Consider the following 3501-nt stretch of genomic DNA (forward strand, 5'->3'; position numbering starts at 1 on the left):
GCAGACTCACTCGGTCGTTTCGCTTGTCGAGAGCTTCTGCAATCATGGTGTGCAGTTCACCCGCTCCACCCTCAATTAGATGCCGGTCAATCACTGCACCACTGCCGTTAAACACGGTAATTAACCAAGTTGATGAACCGATATCGAGTGCGATCGCTAATTCTGAGGGGTCAAGCATTAGGGATGCTTCACCAAATAAGCAGTGGGCAATGCTTCCAAAACCTTCGGGATAAATGCCTGTGACTACGATTTCAACTGTCTTGGTGACAATGGAACGAGTTACAGGGTGCAGATGTTCAAAGGTGTGAGTCCCTTCAACTCGGCGTTTAATCTCTTGGCCCCAGCGTTCCGGGTTATGGTTGCTCAAACTAATTGATAGTTTGAAGGAGGAGGGAATATTCAGAACGGCTAAGTCTGCAAGAATGCTTTCTAATGCCAATTCTGCTTTTTTGGCTTTATCTTCGTGTAACAGGGTGTGATCTGCTTGAGCGATCGCTGCACTTCCCCAAAAGAACTGAACATCTTTTAAGTCAAGCCGCGAACCTTCTACATAACGCACCCATGCCCCATCTTTTGAGATGGTTTCGTGATGCATGATGTTTCGGTTGCGAACAAGTGAATATGCGGCTGGCATCATGAGCGAAAAATCACCGATGATTGCCTTGCCATACCCTGCACCTGAGTCTTTTCCGGCGATAAGGTCAGTTAGCCCTGATTTGGCTAACAAGTCTGCTTGATTAAGCCAATTTTTGGCATTGGTATATGTCGAAGTCATGGTTCTGTTGTTTGTTAAAGTCTTGTTTTTTCTGGCTTGGCGTTGATTTTTAGTCAAATCTAGACAAATCCAGATATCCAGTTAGAGCCTTGCCAAAGCCTCACTTTCTGGCTTCTGTTGCCTTTGTTTAGTGGCGTTTTTTGGCTTGCTAGTGCTATGTTAACGCAATATTGTGTTGTTGCAACAACAAGTTAAATGATGTTTTGTTATTGCAACAGTAAAATAAAGCAATAAATCTTATGAGTAATGGCATGGGGAGACGTAACAATCCAGAGTATTCACAAATAACTGCCTTAATATCAAAAGATATAGCTAAAAAGTTTCGCCTCTACTGCACAGATCAAGAAATTCAGATTACAGACGCAGTTGAAGAAGCAATGAAAGAGTATCTCAGTAAAAGAGGTGTTTCACTAACTTGATGTTGCAACATTGCGCTAAGATCGCTGTGAAGTTGAAAAGCGATCGCAGAATACAAACAAACTAATCAAAACAAACCAGTATGACAATCACTGTATAAAACGTTTTATATTGCTGTGTATTCGATAAAGAGGCGTTGCATAATGGCTATTGGTTCAGAAATGTAGTGTAAAGCATTACCATCAGTACAGTTCGTGCTATTTTCACATCATTAATTTTGATGTCGCCAATGACTACCGTGAAAGACATACCTACCGATTTTCAACTTCCGCCGCATAACGAAGCGGCGTTAAAGTGGATTAGGGAGGCGATAGACCATGAATCTGCTCTAGCTCTAGTGACTGGTGGTGTTGCACTTGGTACAGGCAGCTTCATTAATCCGTTTGGCTGGCTTGCTTTTGCATTGGCTTACAAGCCCTTAGTACGAGTTCAAAAACTTGTGCGGCTAGAAAAAATAATAGTCCTACTTTTACAAGAGTTTAATAGTTTTGGTATACAAGTCTTTCCGGTATTGAAAATACAAGACAAGAACCCTGTAGACTTATTTATTAGGTTTCCTGGGAAAACTCACCTGTTTATCTCCATTAGATCGAAAGGAGACAGCTTAATTGTCTACAACGAAGCCAAAGAGGTTTTGCAGGTGAGAAGAAAAAAGAATCGCTTAGGGACTTGGGAACCTTGCCCTCTAGTTGAACTGGCAGATTACAAAAGCTGGTTTGACAAAAATAGAGATTTGTTCGGGATGTCTTCGCGTGAAGCGCAAAAGACACCCACAGCAAGAGTTTTGGTTTTATGGACTCCGACCAAGGCATCCCCAAATCACAATGAACATCTTTATACGGAGATAGGAGAGATGAAAGTTCTGGTTCTCAAGAGAAAAGGTAGTGCATTTGTAATTTCAGAGGAGGAAGTAACCGAGTTTGTCAGAAATTGGTTAGGCAAATATGAATAGAATAAATAGCGAAAACCCCGGTTCCTGCTAGGACACGGGGCTTTCAAAGTTTATTCAATTGGAATTGGGGATTGGGTTTCGGAGCCTAATTAATATCCCTAACAGTAATTTTATCTTACACGATTAGGTGTACAGCCAATATAATATTGGCTCACCAGATGTAAAGAGCGTTTCAGGAATTTTAGCAGATCAGATTTCCGAACGTTTGTACTAGAAGATTACTGCCACGGGATAGCTCCAATTCCTCCAACACACATACTGGAGGATTTGTAAAGTGTCAAAAAAACAGCTATTTCATACTGATACTACCAGCAAGCTGCTATTCGCAACTATTGCTAACGCTTGCCCCCACTGCGGTAAACCAGACTGGTGCTACTCAATAGAAGAATTTACAGTCTGCGATCGCGATCGCTTTCATCAGCCTAACTATGCACTGGCTCAACCGAAACAATCGCCAACTTATGTATTAAGCAATTGTCAAAAATTAAATAATGTTCAAGGAGGTATCGCGTAATGGTTGCACAATTCTCCAATCAGCAAGCACTCGCCTCCTTTGATATTCGCAATTTTGTAGACCAGTTAGAACCAGCCAGAGAGAAAAATAAATACATCTGCCCAGTTTGTGGCGGGAATGACTTATCTATTGTCCCAGAAACCGGGAAGTACAGATGCTTCAATAATTGTGAGTGTAAGGACATCAGAGAGGCGATTAAACCCTGGGCTGAAGTGGTGGCAGAAAGGGCAGGGGCTAATTACACTCCATCCTTAAACCGTTTGGCTGCGAAGCCCAAGAAAATCTTGCCCAAAAGTGCGCCAATTCCAGATGGTGAATTAGCACTGGTGATGTTGACCCAAGCGGCGACTGACATACCCCAAACTCAAAACATAACCTGCAAGCAACCATTGGGAATACCAGGGAATGCAACACAAACAATCTATCCTTACTCACAAACCCAATGGGTAATTCGCTATGAATGGGCGGATTATATCAAAGAGAAGGGAAAAGATAAATCCTTCCGCCAATGGCACAGGCTTCCAGATGGCACTCCAGAGATGAGAAAAGGGGATGAACCCTGGAAAGCTTACCGCATTGATGAAGCGATCGCCGCTAGTAAATTGATGCAGGGAACCCCGGCACTACTCCAGCATGAAGGTGAGGGATGCGTAGAAGTTGGTCGCTCACATGGTCTTGCTGGGATTACGTTTCAGGGCAGTGGATGGGATAAGAAAACAATCACCCCAGAATATCAACTCCTGAAGGAATCAGGCATAGGATTAATTGTTTTTCTGCACGATGCTGACGACACTGGGCTAAAGAAACTCCAGACCTGCCAGGACTGTGCAGCCGAGGTTGGGA

At 43.0% G+C, this 3501-nt stretch carries 4 protein-coding genes and 1 pseudogene; 4 read left to right on the forward strand and 1 reads right to left on the reverse strand.

What is annotated here, in order from left to right:
- Positions 1–775, reverse strand: a 775-nt coding sequence (locus F8S12_RS17275) for a ParM/StbA family protein (protein WP_196517371.1), incomplete at its 3' end; no start/stop codon positions are given.
- 239 nt (positions 776–1014) lie between these two features.
- Here F8S12_RS17275 and F8S12_RS17280 point away from each other — a divergent pair.
- The 4 genes and pseudogenes from F8S12_RS17280 to F8S12_RS17295 all read left to right on the forward strand — a co-directional run.
- Complete coding sequence (locus F8S12_RS17280; protein ID WP_196517372.1) at positions 1015–1194, forward strand: hypothetical protein; 180 nt, start codon at positions 1015–1017, stop codon at positions 1192–1194.
- 227 nt (positions 1195–1421) lie between these two features.
- Complete coding sequence (locus F8S12_RS17285; RefSeq protein WP_196517373.1) at positions 1422–2144, forward strand: hypothetical protein; 723 nt, start codon at positions 1422–1424, stop codon at positions 2142–2144.
- A gap of 274 nt (positions 2145–2418) precedes the next feature.
- Complete coding sequence (locus F8S12_RS17290) at positions 2419–2658, forward strand: hypothetical protein (RefSeq protein WP_196517374.1); 240 nt, start codon at positions 2419–2421, stop codon at positions 2656–2658.
- Positions 2658–3501 (forward strand): annotated as a pseudogene (locus F8S12_RS17295) (DUF5906 domain-containing protein); the annotation flags it as partial. The gene F8S12_RS17290 and the pseudogene F8S12_RS17295, both read left to right, overlap by 1 nt.

This window comes from Nostoc sp. WHI, from assembly GCF_015714725.1.
Classification (GTDB): domain Bacteria; phylum Cyanobacteriota; class Cyanobacteriia; order Cyanobacteriales; family Nostocaceae; genus Nostoc.

Bases quoted from the DNA above. Each gene is read 5' to 3' on its own strand.
- F8S12_RS17280 (WP_196517372.1), top strand. From the start codon at position 1,015: ATGAGTAATGGCATGGGGAGACGTAACAATCCAGAGTATTCACAAATA.
- F8S12_RS17285 (WP_196517373.1), top strand. From the start codon at position 1,422: ATGACTACCGTGAAAGACATACCTACCGATTTTCAACTTCCGCCGCAT.